General features: G+C 67.6%; 12 protein-coding genes. 5 read left to right on the top strand and 7 right to left on the bottom strand.

Annotated features, from left to right (window positions below):
* The first annotated feature begins 2 nt into the window (after window positions 1-2).
* On the top strand, window positions 3-764 hold the full coding sequence (locus ACIBTM_RS40235) for a metallophosphoesterase (protein WP_395882391.1): 762 nt from the start codon (window positions 3-5) through the stop codon (window positions 762-764).
* A 10-nt stretch (window positions 765-774) separates the two neighbouring features.
* On the opposite strand, the gene ACIBTM_RS40230 is transcribed toward ACIBTM_RS40235, so the two are convergent.
* The 7 genes from ACIBTM_RS40230 to ACIBTM_RS40200 all read right to left on the bottom strand — a co-directional run bounded on the left by ACIBTM_RS40230 (window position 775) and on the right by ACIBTM_RS40200 (window position 8,271).
* Window positions 775-2,397 (bottom strand): CocE/NonD family hydrolase, encoded by a 1,623-nt coding sequence (locus ACIBTM_RS40230; protein ID WP_395882390.1) that lies wholly within the window; start codon window positions 2,395-2,397, stop codon window positions 775-777.
* Window positions 2,398-2,849: 452 nt separating this feature from the next.
* Window positions 2,850-4,238: an aspartate ammonia-lyase gene (gene aspA / locus ACIBTM_RS40225; RefSeq protein WP_395882389.1), complete on the bottom strand. Its 1,389-nt coding sequence runs from the start codon at window positions 4,236-4,238 to the stop codon at window positions 2,850-2,852.
* Window positions 4,239-4,248: 10 nt separating this feature from the next.
* On the bottom strand, window positions 4,249-5,202 hold the full coding sequence (locus ACIBTM_RS40220) for an asparaginase (RefSeq protein ID WP_395882388.1): 954 nt from the start codon (window positions 5,200-5,202) through the stop codon (window positions 4,249-4,251).
* Window positions 5,199-6,638: an amino acid permease gene (locus ACIBTM_RS40215; protein ID WP_395882387.1), complete on the bottom strand. Its 1,440-nt coding sequence runs from the start codon at window positions 6,636-6,638 to the stop codon at window positions 5,199-5,201. The genes ACIBTM_RS40220 and ACIBTM_RS40215 overlap by 4 nt, the downstream gene beginning before the upstream one ends.
* A 4-nt stretch (window positions 6,639-6,642) precedes the next feature.
* Window positions 6,643-7,314: a FadR/GntR family transcriptional regulator gene (locus ACIBTM_RS40210; protein WP_395882539.1), complete on the bottom strand. Its 672-nt coding sequence runs from the start codon at window positions 7,312-7,314 to the stop codon at window positions 6,643-6,645.
* Window positions 7,315-7,412: 98 nt separating this feature from the next.
* Complete coding sequence (locus ACIBTM_RS40205; RefSeq protein ID WP_395882386.1) at window positions 7,413-7,553, bottom strand: hypothetical protein; 141 nt, start codon at window positions 7,551-7,553, stop codon at window positions 7,413-7,415.
* 316 nt (window positions 7,554-7,869) lie between these two features.
* Window positions 7,870-8,271, bottom strand: a complete 402-nt coding sequence (locus ACIBTM_RS40200) for a nitroreductase/quinone reductase family protein (protein ID WP_240594125.1) — start codon at window positions 8,269-8,271, stop codon at window positions 7,870-7,872.
* Between the two features lie 131 nt (window positions 8,272-8,402).
* Between ACIBTM_RS40200 and ACIBTM_RS40195 the strand changes: the two genes are divergently transcribed.
* The 4 genes from ACIBTM_RS40195 to ACIBTM_RS40180 all read left to right on the top strand — a co-directional run bounded on the left by ACIBTM_RS40195 (window position 8,403) and on the right by ACIBTM_RS40180 (window position 16,448).
* Complete coding sequence (locus ACIBTM_RS40195) at window positions 8,403-9,488, top strand: plasmid pRiA4b ORF-3 family protein (protein ID WP_395882385.1); 1,086 nt, start codon at window positions 8,403-8,405, stop codon at window positions 9,486-9,488.
* Window positions 9,489-9,690: 202 nt separating this feature from the next.
* Window positions 9,691-13,275, top strand: coding sequence for a DNA polymerase III subunit alpha (gene dnaE / locus ACIBTM_RS40190; protein WP_395882384.1), 3,585 nt, complete (start codon window positions 9,691-9,693; stop codon window positions 13,273-13,275).
* The gene (locus ACIBTM_RS40185; RefSeq protein ID WP_395882383.1) at window positions 13,275-14,747 is read left to right on the top strand and encodes an MFS transporter; all 1,473 of its coding nucleotides are present in this window, start codon (window positions 13,275-13,277) and stop codon (window positions 14,745-14,747) included. The genes dnaE and ACIBTM_RS40185 overlap by 1 nt, the downstream gene beginning before the upstream one ends.
* Window positions 14,748-15,203: 456 nt before the next feature.
* Window positions 15,204-16,448: a low temperature requirement protein A gene (locus tag ACIBTM_RS40180; protein ID WP_395882382.1), complete on the top strand. Its 1,245-nt coding sequence runs from the start codon at window positions 15,204-15,206 to the stop codon at window positions 16,446-16,448.
* Window positions 16,449-16,729: the final 281 nt, after the last annotated feature.

Below are 16,729 nucleotides of genomic sequence, written 5' to 3'. Positions count from 1 at the left end.
CGATGTTCGTGACGGCACATTTGAGCGACAACCATCTCGACGGCGGGGACCGCGCCGATGAACGGACAGCGCGGGTCATGCGGTACCTGGAGAGCCTGGCGGAACCGGTCGACGCGATCCTCGTGACCGGTGACATCGCCGACAACGGCACCGTCGAGGAGTACCGGCGCGCGGCCGAGCTCTTCAAGACGGATACGCCGCTGTTCACCTGCCCCGGCAACCACGACAAACGCGGGCCGTTCCGTGAAGGGCTGCTCGGCCAGACGCCGGACGAATCCCCCGTCAACGTGGCGCACACCGTCGGCGACGTCACGTTCGTCATGGCCGATTCGAGTATCCCGGGCAAGCCGGACGGGCAGTTCGACGACGAGACCATGGCGTGGCTGGACAGTGTGCTCGCCGACGGAGACGGCCCCGCTTTCATCGCCTTCCATCACCCGCCGGTCGCGCTCGGCCTGCCGCTGGTGGACGCGATGCGCCAGTACGGCGAGGACAAGCTGGCCGAGGTGCTCGCCCGACACCCGCGCGTGGCCGCCCTGCTCTGCGGGCACGTCCACACCGCGGCGTCGACGACGTTCGCGGGGGTGCCGCTGCGGGCGGCGCCCTCGGTCGGGTCGAGCATCCTGTTCCCGTGGGAGGAGAACGGTCTCCGGCACTGGAGTGAAGGCGGCCCGGTCGACTACGACCTGCCGCCGTCGCTGCTGTTCCACGTGCTGCACGACGACGGCAGGCTGACCACGCACCAGCGGGTGGTCCCGGCCTGAGGGCGCCGGCCTACCCCGCGAACACCGGCAGCGTGATCCGGGACGGATGCGCGGGGTCGTGGAAGATCTCGAACCGCGCGGGTTTCCCGTCCACCGCACTGAAAACCGGCTCGTCGGTGCCGTGGTTGCGGGCGAAGCGCGGAAACGCTCCGCCCGCGACCTGCACTCGTAACCGGTGGCCGCGCCGGAACCGGTAGGCCGTCGGATCGAGCAGGACTTCGGCCGCGACCACACCGTCCACATCGGATCCGGAACCGCCGGGACGCAAGCGGAGGATGCCGTCGGTGACATTGCGGGAAACGCCGCGACGGTCCACATCGCACAGCCGGACGAAGACGTCACCGTGCCCGAGGTCGGTCCGGACATGCACCAGCGCGGAGATCTCGCCGATGACGTCGAGATCGCGCTCGAGCACGTCACCGGTGAAGAGCAGCACGTCCCGCCGCACCTCGATCTCCTTGTTGTCCTGTTGTTTCTGTACGCCCGACAGCAGCGGGCCGCCGACGGTCGGCGTCGGATCGGCCGGATCGAAGGTGAACGTGCCCGGCTTCGACTCGACGGGTTCGGCGACGGAAAGCCCGCCAGGGCGCAGGAAGTACGGAGTGGCGTCGGACTTCGGCGGCCAGCTTTCGAAGTCCAGCCAGCGTCCGGAGCCCTGGAGGTACAGGCGCACGGGCGACTGCCTCAGCGGCGCGCGATCGCCGAGGAGGTACGCGGAGAGGAAGCCGATCTGGTCGGTGATCAGGGTTTTCAGGCTGGCGGGCTCGCCGTGCGCCCACGGCCCGATGGTGATCCGCGGTTCGCGCCCGGCCGCGGCGAGCTCCTTGAAATCACGCAGCTGGGCGGAGATGAACAGGTCGTACCAGCCGGTCACCATGCTCACCGGTGTCCTCAGGGCGGCGACCTCGGCGCTGTGATCCGACGGCGCCCAGAAATCGTCGCCGGGTTCGGCGTGCCGGGAGACGTCCTGCAGGAACCGCACCTGCTTGCCGATGGCCGCGACGTCCGCGCCGGAAACCGGCAGATGTGCCATGGCCCTGCGGGTCTTCTTCGTCTGCCAGGGATTCGGCAGACCGGCGAACCGGCCTTCCTGCCTGCCGATCAGCGCCGACCACGACACCATGTTGTCGACCGCGAGGATCCCGCCGGGATAGAAGGTCGAGACGAATTCCGAGGCGGTGACACCGAGACAAAGCGCTTCGAGCGGCTCGTCGAGGTACGGCGCGACGGCCCATTGCGTGTGGCCGAGGTAGCTCGCGCCCGCCATCGCGACCCGGCCGTCGCACCACGGCTGCTCGCGCAGCCAGGCGACGGTGGCGAGGCCGTCCTCCTTCTCCAGGTGGAACGGCCGGAACTCGCCGCTTGAGCCGAACGTCCCGCGAGTGCTCTGGAGGACCACCTGCAGCCCGTGCCGCGCGAACGTCTCGCCGAAGACCTTGCCCATCACGCCTTTGCGGCCGTACGGCGTGCGGATCAGCACGACCGGCCGGGGTTCGCCGCCCGGAACGGCGTAGCGATCCGCCAGCAGACGGGCGCCGTCGGGCATCGGGACGGGGATCGCCTTGGTCACCGAGGGGGCGGGGCCCTCGGCGGGTGGGAGGCCGAGGTACCGGTCGATGAGTCGGTCGAGCACGCTGGCCGCCTTTCACGCGGAGGATCACCTTCCGCTTGCGACCGTACTCCAGGTCGAGAGGGTGGTGGGTCTCGTAACAGGCGATTCGTGTTCTGACCCGAATCGCCACTCACGAGGACCTGTATCGCTTCGCCGGTTAGGCGTGTCTCAGGGGACGGCGCGTGTGATCAGGTGGACGACACGCGTGACTGGATGGACGACACGTGTGTCGTCCGTCTGATCACGCGTGTCGGTCATCCAGTCACGCGACATCGTCACCCGTGCATCAGCAATAGATACCTAAGACAGGGTTGGCTCTAACCCGAATCGCCACTCACGACCAGCGTGCCCTGAAGGCCACCTTCGGGACGTTGGATGTCTCAAGGGTGGCCTTCAGGACATCGCCGCTTTCGCAACCCGCCACCCACGAGAAACAGACGCGGGGCGGACCGCCCGGTACCGCCCCGCGAGTCTCAGGAAAGCCGGGCGAGTGTCTCCGGCTTCAGCAGTTTCGCCAGCTCCTCGGCGGGCAGAAGGCCCTTCTCGACGACGAGTTCCGCCACCCCGCGCCTGGTTTCGAGCGCCTCCTTGGCGATCTCGGTCGCCGCCGCGTACCCGATGCTCGGGTTCAACGCGGTCACCAGCCCGATGGAGTTCTCGACGTAGCCCCGCATCACGTCGGCGTTCGCGGTGATCCCGGCGACGCATCGCTCCGCGAGCACCAGGCAGGCCGACCGCAGATGCGTGATGCTCTCCGAAAGCGAGTGCAGGATCAGCGGCTCGAACGCGTTGAGCTGCAGCTGCCCGGCCTCGGCCGCCATCGTGACGGCGACGTCGTTGCCGATGACCTCGAACGCGACCTGGTTGACCACCTCGGGGATGACCGGGTTGATCTTGCCGGGCATGATCGACGACCCCGCCTGCACCGGCGGCAGGTTGATCTCGTTGAGCCCCGCCCGGGGCCCCGACGAGAGCAGCCGCAGATCGTTGCAGCTCTTCGAAAGTTTCACCGCGATCCGCTTGAGCACTCCCGAAAGGTGCACGAACGCGCCGCAGTCCTGTGTCGCCTCGACGAGGTCCGCGGCGGACACGACGGGCAGGCCGGTGATCTCGCGCAGGTGCGCGACGGCGGCTTCGGCGTATCCGGGCGCGGCGTTGAGCCCGGTGCCGATCGCGGTCGCGCCGAGGTTGATCTCGTGCAGCAGCGTCACCGCCTCGGTGAGCCGCAGCCGGTCCTCGCCGAGCATGACCGCGTAGGTGCCGAATTCCTGCCCCAGCGTCATCGGGACGGCGTCCTGCAACTGCGTGCGGCCCATCTTCAGCAGATCGCGGAACTCGACGGCCTTGGCCGCGAAAGCCTGCTCCAGCACGATCATCGCCTCGGCCAGTTCGCGTACGGCGATGATCGTCGCGACGTTGACCGCGGTCGGGTACGCGTCGTTGGTCGACTGCCCGAGGTTCACGTGCTCGTTCGGGTGCACGCGGGCGTAATCGCCCTTCTCGTGCCCGAGCAGTTCGAGCGCGCGGTTCGCGATCACCTCGTTGGCGTTCATGTTCGTCGAGGTGCCCGCGCCGCCCTGGATGACGTCGACGACGAACTGCTCGTGCAGCGCGCCTTCCCGGATCTCGCGGCACGCCCGGCGGATCGCGTCGGCGACGTCCGGTTCCAGCAGGCCGAGGTCGGCGTTGGCGTGGGCGGCGGCCTCCTTGACCGAGGCGAGCGCCGCGATCAGGTGCGGGTACGCGGAGATCGCGGTGCCGGTGATGGGGAAGTTCTCCCTGGCACGGGCGGTGTGCACACCCCAGTAAGCGTCGGCAGGGACTTCCTTGTCCCCCAGCAGGTCGTGTTCCACGCGATGCATCGAAGACTCCTCAGGCGGCGAGGTCGAGTTCGGCCAGCGCGCCGGTCACGCGCAGGCCGGGGGTGGGTTCCAGCACGTTCCGGTCTACCCCGCACATCGCGAGCGCGGCGGCGAGCACCGGTCGCCGCGCGCGGTCGCCGCCGTCGGCGATCTTGATCGCGATCGCCGTCCCGTCCGGGAGGGCGGCGACCTGGACGGCTTCGAAACCGTCCTTGGCGATCAGGCCGGGGACCGCGTGCATGAGCGCGGTGACGTCGCGACGCGTACCGGCGACCAGTTCCGGATGCTTCCGGATCCCTCCGGCGACAAGGCCTTCCGGTGTTCCCGGCGCCGCCGCGGCGATCTTGCCGACCGCGCGGGCGAGACCGCGCAGCGAGACCGCGAACAGGGGAGCGCCGCAACCGTCGACGGCGACCTTCGGGATCCGCTGCCCGGTCAGCTCCTCGACGCACTCCGCGATCGCGCGCTGCAGCGGATGCGCGGGGTCCAGATAGTCCTTTGTGGACCACCCGTGCCGACGGCAGGTCGCGAGCATCGCCGCGTGCTTGCCGGAACAGTTGTGCGCCAGCCGGGAGGCGCTCCGTCCCGAAGCGACCCAAGCGTCGCGTTCGACCGGGTCGAACGGCAGGTCTTCCGGCGTCCGGAGGTCTTCCGCGGTGAGCCCGGCGCCGTCGAGGGTTCTGAGCACCTCGGCGAGATGGATCTCTTCGCCGGAGTGGCTGGCCGCGCCGACGGCGAACCCGGCGGCGCTCAGCTCGACCCCGAGTCGCGCCATCGCCGTGGCCTGCAAGGGTTTCGCCGCCGAACGCGGATAGAACGCCGCCTCGATGTCGCCCGCGGAGAACAGCACGCGGCCGTCGGGCGCGAGCACCACGGCCGAACCGTGGTGCACCCCTTCGACCATGCCGTCGCGGAGGAGATGCACCAGCGGTTCGTGCGCGGGTACGCGGAGCTCGGGGATCACAGCTTCGTCTTTTCGAAGACGCCCATGTTGATCCGCTTGCGGACCCCGAACCAGCCTCCCACCAGCGCGAGCCCGATGATCGGCAGGCAGTACAGGGTGATCCGGCCGGTCTCGTCGAAGCCCATCAGCACCACGACCGCGGCGAGGAAGATCAGCGTCGCGATCTCGGTGTAGGGCGAGAACGGCAGGCGGTACGACGGGCGCTCGACCTCGCCGCGCTTGGCCTTGCGGACGAACAGCAGATGCGCAAGCACGATGATCGCCCAGGTGCCGAGGATGCCGATGGCGGCGAAGTTCAGCACGATCTCGAAGGCCTGGCTCGGCACGACCGCGTTCAGGCCGACACCGACCACGCAAACCGCCGAGGTGAGCAGGATCCCGCCGTAGGGCACGTGGTTCTTGTTCATCACGCCGGTGAACTTCGGCGCGGAACCGGCCAGCGACATCGACCGCAGGATGCGGCCGGTGGAGTAGAGGCCCGAGTTCAGGCTGGACAGCGCCGCGGTCAGCACCACCAGGTTCATCACGTTGCCCGCCTGCGGCACACCGATATGCGAGAGCACGGTGACGAACGGGCTTTCCTGCTTCGAGTAGGCGTCCCACGGCATCAGCATCGCCAGCAGGATCACCGAGCCGACGTAGAAGATCCCGATCCGCCACATGATCGAGTTGATCGCCTTCGGCATGATCTTGCGCGGGTTCTCCGTCTCACCGGCGGCGACGCCGACCAGTTCGACCGAGGCGTAGGCGAACACGACACCCTGGACGATCAGCACCATCGGCAGCACGCCGGCCGGGAAGATCCCGCCGTGGTCGGAGATCAGCGAGAAGCCCGGCGTGTTGCCGTCGATCGGCTGCTGGGTGACCAGCAGGAAGATCCCGATCCCCATGAACGTCACCAGCGCGGCGACCTTGATGATGGCGAACCAGAACTCCATCTCGCCGAACAGTTTCACCGAAACCATGTTCAGCGCCAGCACCACCGCGAGCGCGACGAGCGCCAGCACCCATTGCGGGATCGGGGTGAAGAACGACCAGAAATGCGCGTACAGCGCGATCGCGGTGATATCCGCGATACCGGTCGTCGACCAGTTCAGGAAGTGCATCCAGCCCGCGACGAAAGCGCCCTTCTCACCCATGAATTCCCGGGCGTAGGAGACGAAGGCGCCGGAGGAGGGGCGATACAGGATGAGTTCGCCGAGTGAGCGCACCACGAAGAACGCGAAAAGTCCGCAGACCGCGTACACGATCGCGAGTGCCGGGCCCGCCTGCGCGAGCCGTCCGCCCGCGCCGAGGAACAGGCCGGTGCCGATGGCGCCGCCGATCGCGATCATGTTGACGTGGCGGGGTTTCAGCGCCTTGTCGTAGCCGGCGTCACCGGCGTCGGCCGGCACCGGCGCGGCTTTGCCGTCCGCGCTGAGGGTCTGTTCGGTCACGGTGTCAGTCGTCCTTGTTCTGGTGCGTCGTGTGGCCTGGCCGCACGATGGTGGTCAGCGCGTTCTCGACGTGCTCGAGATGGGAGGTCATCGCCGCGATGGCGTCCGCTTCGGAACCGGAGGCGATGGCGGTGACGATCTCACGGTGCTCGGTGTTCGAGCGGGTCCGACGGTCCCCCAATTGGTTGAGAAAGGACGACTGGCGGGCCAGCGCGTCGCGGATCTCTTCGATGACCTTGCCGAACACCGGATTGCCCGAGGCCTGCGCGATGGTGATGTGGAACAGCGAGTCCAGCGCCACCCACGCGGTGTTGTCGGTTTCGAGATCCATGCGCTCGACGAGGTGACCGAGCAGGTCCAGGTCGTCGGTGCTGCGGCGGACGGCCGCGTACCCGGCGACGGGGATCTCCACGTGCCGCCGGACCTCGAACAGGTCACGGGCCGAGTAGGTCCCGAAGGTGGGGTTCTCGACCGGCCCGGTGGCGGTCACAAAGGTCCCTTTGCCCGTTTTGGACACGGTGAGGCCGAGTGCCTGCAGCCCCCGCAAGGCTTCGCGGACGACGGAGCGGCTGACCTCGAACTCCTTGCCGAGCGCGGATTCCGACGGCAGTTTCTGGCCGACGGGGTACTCGCCGCGCTCGATGGCGCCACGGAGATGGGCCAGAACGGCCTCCATCGCGCTGATGCGCCGTGGACTACCGTGTCCGGCTGTCTGGCTGTCAGACAGGTTCATGAGACGAGATCGTGCGGTCGGTCCAACGCTTTGTCAAGAGATCAGCCGAGCGCTTCGATCCACCCCGCGAGGTCCGTGTCGATGGGGTAGTCGCCCGAGAATTGGAATCCGTGCTGGGCACCTTCGTAGACGCGGAGTTCCGTGGTGACATCGGATTCCCGCGCGGAGGTGGCCAGTGTCACATGGGTCACGTTGGTCGTGAGTGGCCGTTGGCCGCAGGTCCGTGAAGGCCTCCTTGCCTACCCTGAAGGTAGGCAAGGAGGCCTTCACGGACTACGCGATCGCCACCCGCGGCTCTGCAACACCACCTGCCCCAGCAGCCACAGCAGATGCGCGTGAAGGCCCCTTCCCTCGGCTCAGCCGAGGAAACTCGACCTTCACACCTTCCCCAAGTACGTGAAGGCCCCCTTCACTGCGTCTAGCGCAAGGAAGGGGGCCTTCATGTACTCGAAAGCGAGCAAGGGCAGCGATGGCACGCCACTCACGACCCACTGCACGTCATACGCGGCTGAGCGCGATCACCGGGAACGGCCGCGTGGTCTTCGACTGATGCTCGGCCAGCCTTGGGAACGCCTTCGCCTGCTTTGCGAATAGCCGGTCCCGAGCCGCTCCGGTGACCTCGATCGCGTGAGCGGTGAAGGCCTCTCCATCCGCCTCGACGTCGACGGACGGCTCCGCGACCAGGTTGCGATACCAGTCCGGATGCCCGGGCGCGCCCCCGTTGGCGGCGAAGACGATGTAGCGGTCGTCATCGGCCAGGAACAGCATCGGCGTCACGTGCCGACGCCCGGTGCGGGCACCGGTGGTGGTGAGCAGCAAGGTCGGGAGACCGTCGCCGTGGCGGCCGTTCGCGCGGAACTCCGCGATCACGCGCTCGTTCATGGCCTGCAGGTCGATCATCAACTCTCCGGGCGTTCGGTTGATCTTGGCGGCTGGTCAGTTTGCACATCCGCGCCCAGGTCGGCAAGCATTTTCCGATCAGCGCTGCTCACGACGCCGAAACTGTCGGTACCGCTGGCGATACTGATCCCGTGTCCCCCGTCAGCCGCGGCCGCAAGCCCGCCGAACGACCGAAGCACCAGCGCTCCCGCCCGGCGCGTCCGCTCTTGGACGTGTCCAGGGTGGAGCGCTGGCCGAAGCTGCTCCACGGGCCGGTCGAGCTTTCCGGCTGCGTCGTCCAAGGCCAGGTGGATCAGGACCTGGTGGTCCTGGCCGCCACGCTGACCGCCGGCAAACGCTCGGTGGGTGTCGAGGTGGTGGTGAACGGTCGCGAGGTCGACGTGATCGAGCTCCATCCCCTCCCCGAGGACGCTCAGGCGGTGCTCCGCAACGGCTTCGAGGTGGTCGAGGCACCGCTGAGCCCCGAGGAGTTCCGAAGCCAGGTCGAAGCGGCGCTGAACGTCAAAGCGGACAGCGTCGCCTGGATTCGGGAGAGGATCCCCGACCTCTTGAAGGTGGGGAGAGATCCGAGGCCCGATCTGCCCGAGCGGGCGGCCCAGCTGCGCCGGTGGCTCGGCCTTCCCGACTACGATCCGCTGCCGCGCATACCGTCGGCCGATCCGCTGCCGCTCGTCCTGCCCTCGCCCGTGCCGGCCATGGGGCTGTGGCTGGCGGTCGCCCTGGCCGAGCCGGAAGACGCGATCTGGCGAAGGGTCGAAGTCCGCTCCGACGTCACCCTCGCCGGACTGCACCGGATCCTCGCGGCCGCGTTCGACCGTGACGAACGGGAGTATCACCGGTTCGAGACCCCGTACGGAGGCTTCAGCGTCGACGCGCAGAGCTGTGATGGCGATCGTTTCGACGACGAAGTGACACTCGGCCAGGTTGTCACCTCGCCAGGCCACCGGCTCGTCTACGAGGCGGAGAGCTGGAGGCACTGGATCCGCGTCGAGCGGCTGGTCGGTCTCCCCGAGGCACCGAGCTGCCTCGGCGGCGAACGCGCCGCGCCTCCGCCTGAATGTGACGACATGAGCAGCTACGAGACGTTGCTGGACGCCCTGCGCGAACCGGACGACGAAGACAACGAGGAACTGATCGAAGAGTTCGGCGGCCACGGCTTCGATCCGGAGTGGTTCGACAGGGAGGTGGTCAACGAGCGGCTGGCCCGGCTGAACTGACCTGGCACCCCGTTCGGGGGGTAACCGAGGTCATCGCGAACCGCGCCGAGTCGGTGCTTGGCGGCGGCCGGTCGGAGGTACAGACTGGCCTTCGCCGGGGTGCTGGCCCGCCCGGGCGCCGAGATCCATCGGCGCATAAGGTGGGAGGACCGGCCCGCGTCAAGCAGCCAGGGATCCGTCTGCCTAGGGGAGGTTTTCGCTGGTGTCGAACGATTCCTTCGTCCACCTGCATGTGCACACCGAGTACTCGATGCTCGACGGTGCGGCGAAGATCGCCCCCTTGTTCAAGGAGGCGGCGCGCCTGGGCATGCCCGCGGTCGGCATGACCGACCACGGCAACATGTACGGCGCGGACGAGTTCTACCAGCAGGCGGTCAAACACGACCTCAAGCCGATCATCGGCATCGAGGCCTACATCGCGCCGGAGAGCCGGTTCCACAAGAAGCCGGTCTTCTGGGGGCAGTCGAACCAGCGTGGCGCCGACGAGTTCGGTGAGGGCGGTGACGTCTCCGGTGGTGGTGCCTACACCCATATGACGATGCTCGCCGAGAACTCCACCGGTCTGCGCAACCTGTTCAAGCTCTCCTCCCTGGCGAGCATGCAGGGCTACTACCGCAAGCCCCGGATGGACCGCGAGCTGATCGCGGAGAACCACCACGGCATCATCGCGACCACCGGCTGCCCCTCGGGCGAGGTGCAGACGCGGCTCCGGCTGGGGCAGCGCACCGAGGCGATCCAGGCGGCGTCGGACTACAAGGACATCTTCGGCGCCGACAACTTCTTCCTCGAGCTGATGGACCACGGGCTGCCGATCGAGCGGTCGGTCCGTGAGGGGCTGCTCGAGGTCGGAAAGCTGCTCGACCTCAAGCCGCTGGCCACCAACGACTCGCACTACGTCACCAAGGACCAGGCCGACACCCACTCCGCGCTGCTGTGCGTGCAGGCGGGCAAGACGCTGAACGACCCGAACCGGTTCAAGTTCGACGGTGACGGCTACTACCTGAAGTCGGCCGCCGACATGCGGGAGTACTGGGACAAAGAGGTACCCGGCGCCGCCGACTCGACGCTGCTGATCGCCGAGCGCGTCGAGTCCTACAAGGACGTGTACACGCACAAGGACCGGCTGCCGTTCTTCGAGGTCCCCGACGGCTACGACCAGGGCACCTGGCTGCGGGAAGAGGTCGCGCGCGGCCTCAAGTGGCGGTACCCGGACGGCGTGCCGGACCCGTACTACAACGAGCGCATCGAGATCGAGCTCGACGTCATCATCGGGAAGGGCTTCCCCGCCTACTTCCTCATCGTCGCCGACCTCATCAACTACGCCCGCAAGGTCGGCATCCGCGTCGGCCCCGGCCGTGGTTCCGCCGCCGGCTCGCTGGTCGCGTACGTCCTCGGTATCACTAACCTGGACCCGATCCCGCAGAAGCTGCTGTTCGAGCGGTTCCTGAACCCCGAGCGCGTCTCGATGCCCGATATCGACATCGACTTCGACGACCGCCGTCGCGGCGAGATGATCCGCTACGCCACCGAGAAGTACGGCGTCGACAAGGTCGCGCAGGTCATCACGTTCGGCACCATTAAGACCAAGGCGGCCATCAAGGACTCCGCCCGTGTCCACTTCGGTCAGCCGGGGTACGCGATCGCGGACCGGATCTCGAAGGCGCTCCCGCCGCCGATCATGGCGAAGGACATCCCGCTCTCGGGCATCGTCGACTCGAAGCACGAGCGCTACGGCGAAGCGGCCGAGGTCCGCGCCCTCGTCGAGACCGACGAAGAGTGCAAGACGATCTTCGAGACCGCCCGTGGTCTCGAAGGCCTGATCCGCAACGCCGGCGTCCACGCCTGCGCGGTCATCATGTCGTGCGACCCGCTGACCGACGCCATCCCGCTGTGGCAGCGTGACGACGGTTCGATCATCACCGGCTGGGACTATCCGTCGTGCGAGGCCATCGGCCTGCTGAAGATGGACTTCCTCGGCCTGCGGAACCTCACCGTCATCGGTGACGCGATCGACAACATCAAGACCAACCGCGGGATCGACATCGACCTCGACACCCTCGGCGTCGAAGACCCGGAGACGTACAAGCTGCTCTCCCGCGGTGACACGCTCGGCGTGTTCCAGCTGGACGGCGGGCCGATGCGTGACCTGCTTCGCCGGATGCAGCCGACGGTGTTCGACGACATCGTGGCGGTGGGCGCGCTGTACCGCCCCGGCCCGATGGGCATGAACGCGCACAACGACTACGCCGACCGCAAGAACGCGCGGCAAAAGGTCAAACCGATCCACCCCGAGCTCGAAGAGCCCCTGAAGGAGATCCTGGCCGACACCTACGGCCTGATCGTCTATCAGGAGCAGATCATGCACATCGGCCAGAAGGTGGCCGGTTACTCCATGGGCCGCGCGGACGTGCTCCGCCGCGCCATGGGTAAGAAGAAGGCGGAAGTCCTCGAGAAGGAGTTCGTCGGCTTCGAAGAGGGGATGAAGTCGAGCGAGCTCGTTCCCGGCGGCTTCTCCTCCGAGGCGATCAAGGCGCTCTGGGACACGATCCTCCCGTTCGCCGGCTACGCGTTCAACAAGAGCCACGCGGCCGCGTACGGCCTGATCTCGTACTGGACGGCGTACCTCAAGGCGAACTTCACGCCGGAGTACATGGCCGCCCTGCTCACCTCGGTGGGTGACAACAAGGACAAGTCCGCGGTCTACCTCTCCGAGTGCCGCCGCCTCGGGATCAAGGTGCTCCCGCCGGACGTCAACGAATCGGCGCTGAGGTTCGCGGCCGTCGGGGAGGACATCCGCTTCGGCATGGGTGCGGTCCGCAACGTCGGCGCGAACGTCGTCGAGTCGATCATCAAGACCCGCGAGGAGAAGGGGAAGTACTCCTCCTTCACCGATTTCCTCGACAAGTCGGAGCTGGTGGCCTGCAACAAGCGGGTCATCGAATCGCTGATCAAGGCGGGCGGCTTCGACTCGCTCGGCAACACGCGGCTTTCGATGATCCAGGTGCACGAAGACGCGGTCGAAGCCGTGGTCCCGCTCAAGCGCCAGGAGGCGATGGGCCAGTTCGACCTCTTCGGGTTCGGCGGGGACGACGACGCGGAGGCCGCGGCGTCCTCTTCACCGCTCGCGCATCTGAAGTTCGGCGAAGAGGAGTACCCGCGCAAGCAGCTCCTGGCCTACGAGCGGGAGATGCTCGGCCTGTACGTCTCGGCGCATCCGCTGGACGGCGCCGAACGCATCCTGCGCAAACACGCGCCGCGGCCGATCGCCGCGATCCTCGCCGACCCGCCGAAGGAAGGCGAGCTGATCGTCTCCGGGCTGATCACCTCGCTGGAACGCCGGGTCAACAAGAAGGGCGAGCCCTGGGCGATCTGCACCATCGAGGACATGGACGCCTCGCTCGAGGTGCTGTACTTCCCGAAGTCCTACGCGATGTTCTCCGCCGACCTCATCGAGGACAACGCGGTCCTGGTCAAGGGCCGGGTGAACTGGCGCGAGGACAAGATGTCCATCTTCGGTGGCGGCCTCGTACCGCTCGACCTGTCCGAGGTCGGCAACGGCGACGACGACCTGCCGCTGGTCCTGCTGGCCGCGGCGGAGAAGATCGACCAGTCGGTGGTCAGCGAACTGAAGCAGACCCTGCTGGCGCACAAGGGCGAGACCCCGGTGCACCTGAAACTGGTCGGCAAGAACCAGACGGTCTTCGCGCTCTACGACTATCCGGTCAAGGTGTCGTCGATGCTGATCGGTGAGCTCAAGGGCATCCCCGGGATCGCCGCCAGCACCTGATGAACGCCTACGAACCAGACCCCCGGCGCTGGAAGGCGCTCGCCGTCTCCCTCGCCGCCGGGTTCATGGGCCTGCTCGACGTCAGCATCGTCAACACGGCACTGCCGTCGATCCAGAAGGATCTCGGCGCGTCGAGCGGCGGGATCCAGTGGGTGGTTTCGGGCTACGCGCTGGCCTTCGGGCTGGTGCTGGTGTCCGGCGGCAGGCTCGGCGACGCGCTCGGCCGCCGCCGTATGTTCCTGTTCGCGCTCGCCGCGTTCGTGCTGACCAGCGCGTTCGCCGGCGCGGCGCCGAACGAGACGACGCTGATCATCGCGCGGCTCCTGCAGGGTTTCGCGTCGGGCATGATGACGCCGCAGAACAGCGGGATGATCCAGGATCTGTTCCGCGGCGCCGAACGCGGCCGCGCGTTCGGCATGTTCGGTGCCACCGTCGGGATCTCGACCGCGGTCGGGCCGGTGCTCGGCGGCGTGATCCTCGCCGTCTTCGGTGATCCGGAAGGCTGGCGCTGGGTCTTCTACGTGAACGTGCCGCTCGGGATCCTGGCGTTCGCACTGGCACTGAGATGGCTCCCGAAGGCCGAGGCCCCGCCGAGAAGCCTGCGGGGTGAGATCGACTTCGTCGGCATCATGCTGCTGGGTGTCGCCGTACTCGGTGTCCTGCTGCCGTTGATCGAATCCGAACAGGGCGGGCTCGGCAGCCTGTGGTGGCTGTTCGTCGTCGCGGTGGTCTTCGGCTTCGCGTTCGTGCGCTGGGAACGCTCGATGGTGCGGCGCGGTCGTCCGCCGCTGCTCGACATCAGGCTGTTCACCGGCACCCCGGGATATGCCTCGGGCGCCGCCGTCGGCGCGCTGTACTTCAGCGGGTTCACCGGAATGTGGCTGGTCTTCGCCGTCTTCTTCCAGCAAGGACTCGGCTACACGCCACTGCAATCCGGGCTTGCCGTCACCTCCTTCGCCCTCGGCTCGGCCGTGTCGGCGGCGATCGCGGGGCGGCTGGTGTCGAAGTGGGGTCGCAAGCTGACCGTCGCGGGGCTGGTCATGGTGATCGCCGGGATGGTGACGGTCGCCATCCTCGCCGGGCAGGATCCGGGCGCCGCGGCGGGCTGGTGGTTCGCGCCGCCGTTGCTCGTCGCCGGTGTCGGCGGTGGCATGGTCATCTCGCCGAACACCACGCTCACGTTGGAACGCGTCCCGACGGCGATGGCCGGAGTGGCCGGGGGAGCGTTGCAGACCGGGCAACGGATCGGCACCGCGATCGGCACCGTCGTGCTGGCCTCGGTCTTCCACGCGGTACTCGGCGCGACCGGCGGCTATCCGGCGGCGCTGACCGCGGCGATGCTGTGCGCCGCCGCGTTGACGAGCTCGGCGCTCTTACTCGCCGTGATCGAACTTCGTGCACGTAGGACGCGGCGATCGCTCACAGAGCGGGAGGAAGCCGTGCGGGCCGCCGCCGATTGTCAACGCGGCTGAGTCTTTCGTAGGTGCCGACGACTACGTTCGGCAAGATCGGATGCTCCATCCGAGTGACGGAGGTAGTCATCCTCTGGTGCTACTCAGAGCAACCGGGTACACCTAACGGAGCCTTCACCGCTGTGACTTGGCTACCGACAGTGGTATTTCTGTCGATCGATCGGGGATGGATCGATCGGCGGAAGCGATCGTGGTGAGTCCGGAGTTCTCAGGAATGGACACCTACGGTCACGAGCCGGTGGACAGCCGTCGGCGTCCGCGGGGGACCGTTCGGCGGCGGCCGGTTCGACACCACTGGCGAGCCTGGTCGCGGTGAGGCATTCGCGCGGGTGGGCCCGTGCGGGGTCGCCTGGGGAGGTGCACCCGGCCCGGGCCCACCCGCCGCGCGTCTCTCCGAGTGTGTCATCCGCTTCCGGCTGCGAAGATCTCCGCAGATCGAGATTGCGAGGAGCACCGATGGCGGAGAGTTCTGTTCGGCGGAATCGGCTGCGGGTCTGGTACCGGCCGATGACGATGCGCGACTCCGGTGAAGGGCACCGGGTCGCGACCCCGCTGGAGCTGTTGTTCGACCTGTGTTTCGTGGTCGCCGTCGCGCAGGCCGCCGCCGGTCTGCACCACGCGATCGCCGAGAACCACATCGGGCACGGGGTGCTCAGCTTCGGGATGGTGTTCTTCGCGATCTGGTGGGGCTGGCTGAATTTCAGCTGGTTCGCGTCGTCGTTCGACACCGACGACGTCCCGTACCGGCTGGTGACGCTGGTGCAGATCGCCGGAGGGCTGACCGTCGCCGCCGGTGTCTCGTCCGCCTTCGACGGCGACTTCAAGATCGTGGTCGCCGGCTATGTCCTGATGCGGCTCGCGATGGTCGTGCAGTGGCTGCGCGCCGCGCGGACCGATCCGGAATGCCGTCCGGCCGCGTTGCGCTACGCCATCGGCATCACGATCGTTCAGATCCTGTGGGTCGTCCGCCTCGGTCTCCCGGAGTCGCTGGCGCTGCCGTCGTTCTTCCTGCTCCTGGTGGCGGAGCTCGCGGTCCCGGTGATCGCCGAACGCAAGCGCTGGACGGGCTGGCACCCGCACCACATCGCCGAGCGCTACGGCCTGTTCACGATCATCGTGCTGGGTGAATCCATCCTCGGCGCGACCACCGCGGTCAAGGAGGGGCTGGACGAGGGCAAGCACACCGGCAGCCTGATCTCGCTCGCCGCCGCCGGGCTCGTGCTGGTCTTCTCGTTGTGGTGGCTGTACTTCGATCAGCCGGGCCACGCCAGGCTGGAGAAGGCGAAGAACCTGTTCACCGTCGCGAGCTGGGGTTATGGGCACTACCTGATCTTCGCCTCGGCCGCCGCGCTCGGCGCCGGCCTCGAAGTGGCGGTCGACTACGACACCCACACCGGGCACGTCGCCTCCCTGCCCGCCGCCATGGCGACGACCGTGCCCGTCGCGATCTACCTCCTGAGCGTCTGGCTCATGCACATCGGACCCAGCAACGAATGCCGTCCGATCGCGATCGGCTTCCCGGTGACCGCGGTGCTCGTGCTCGCCGCGTCGTTCACGCCGGCGCCCATCCACATCACCGCGGGGCTCGCCGCCGCGCTCGTCGTGCTGACGGTCGTCGCGACCCACGGCGAGCCGGTGCCGGGCGAGAGCCAGATCGACGCAGGTCAGAGCGCCGGCGCGAAAAAAGGGACCCCCCTGTAAACGCCGGTTTCGGGCCGTGTAATGTTCTCTTCGTCGCCAGGGAAACCGAGCGGCCGCCGGGAACACGAACCAAGCTCCCACCGGATGGTGGTAGAGTGGGTGGTCCCGAACCGGAGAGGTAACTCTACCCCCGCTGAAACGGCAGTTTCGAGCAGGTGCTAGGGTGTGCTCCGGACAAAGCCAAGAAATGACTGCTTCGGATAAGGCCGTGTAGCCACGGTGCGATTCGGGGTGTGTTGCTTGAGAACTCAACAGTGTGCTAGTGAACTAAGCCAGTAGAG

It is taken from the genome of Amycolatopsis sp. NPDC049868 (genome assembly GCF_044461365.1).
In the GTDB taxonomy this organism is placed as follows: domain Bacteria; phylum Actinomycetota; class Actinomycetes; order Mycobacteriales; family Pseudonocardiaceae; genus Amycolatopsis.
This window is presented reverse-complemented; position numbering and strand designations above follow the sequence as displayed.